1 protein-coding gene and 1 pseudogene are annotated in these 1,449 nt (G+C 41.7%); both read left to right on the top strand.

All coding sequences use genetic code 11. The annotated features are described in order from the left end of the window. Positions 1–635: recombinase RecT (locus ACFIJ7_RS09450; protein WP_375645182.1), on the top strand; the 635-nt coding region annotated here is incomplete at its 5' end. Position 636: 1 nt separating this feature from the next. Continuing rightward, a pseudogene (locus tag ACFIJ7_RS09445) lies at positions 637–1,259 on the top strand (lambda exonuclease family protein). Positions 1,260–1,449: the final 190 nt, after the last annotated feature.

The raw sequence follows: 1,449 nt of genomic DNA, 5'->3' as shown, positions 1-1,449 counted from the left end.
TCCCTAAAAAAGGCGGCGGCATCATACCCGTTGTTTCTATCGACGGTTGGATAAAGATCATCAAATCAAATCCTGACTTTGATGGCATGACCTTTCAAGATCAACTCAATGAGGATGGGAATATCATTGCTATCAAATGTGCTATTCGTCTCAAAGGCATTAAAGACCCTATCGAAGTCACCGAATATCGCAAAGAATGCGAACAAGAAAAAAGTGAAGCATGGCAAAAATATCCAGCACGTATGTTACGCCATAAAGCCACTATACAATGTGCTCGCTATGCTTTCGGGCTTTCCGGTATTTATGAAGAAGATGAAGCCGCACGTATCCATGAAGCAAACCATAACGTACAAACGAAGTTAGTTTCTTATGACGTGCTTACGCAAATCAAACAATTAATAAACATCACTCAAACAGAAGAGGAAAAAGTGCTTAAGTATGGACGAGTCGACAAGCTTGAAGATCTTCCTGATGAAAGAGCACAAAGGATTTTGGATGTTTTGCAAAAGAGACAGCATGAAAAAGAACAATCTTTCCTACAACAAAAGCAAATAGAGGCGCCTATACAAGATGCCGAATATATTCACGTCCAAGATATAGAATATGCATCACAAGAACAAAGAACGGCGGTGTGATATGGAACAAAGAACAGCAGAATGGTTTCAAGCGCGCTTGGGTAAAGTCACCGCATCTAATGTTTACAACATACTCAGTAAGACAGCAAAAGGATTGCCTACAAGCAAATATGAAGACTACAAAATCAAACTCATAACAGAGCGCTTAACAGGCGAAACAAGCCCCTATTATGAAACTGAAGATATGCGTTGGGGTATCGAACATGAAGATAATGCCTTGAGAGAATATGGCTTCATTTATGATGCCGATATAACAAAGTGCGGCTTTATCCAACACCCCACAATAGAAATGGCGGGGGCTAGCCCCGATGGTCTCATTGGAGAAGACGGTTTAATCGAAGTCAAATGCCCGAGATCAGTAACACATATGCGCTTTTGTATAGGTGACGAAATCAAACCAGAATATCACGCACAAATGCAATTCCAAATGGCTTGTACAGAACGAAATGGTGTGATTTCGTAAGCTATGACCCACGTTTTACGGGGGAATTCTTTCACTTACGCATGAAAGTCAAGCGTGTTCTCCGTGATGATCAACAAATTGAACAGATCAATCAAGCTGTTGAAGCCTTTTTAGCAGAGATAGAACGAGAGATACAACAACTCTCAACAAAAGCTGCTTAACCTTATGGGGGTGTTTTGTTCCCGCATATCTACGAGCACCCCCACCCTTCCTAACAACTTTCAACACAAGCGTGATTCACGCCACACGTGAATTGCATCTCAATGTAAGGAGAAAAGATATGGCGCCTCGTCCAGCTGCTATAACGCAACCAGCCATTGCACGCGCTTTAAGAGAAGCTAAAAAACAAGG

This window comes from Bartonella sp. MR100HLJHH, assembly GCF_042194215.1.
Taxonomy (GTDB): domain Bacteria; phylum Pseudomonadota; class Alphaproteobacteria; order Rhizobiales; family Rhizobiaceae; genus Bartonella; species Bartonella grahamii.
The sequence above is the reverse complement of the archived record's forward strand: the minus strand, read 5'-3'. Positions and strand labels throughout refer to the sequence as shown.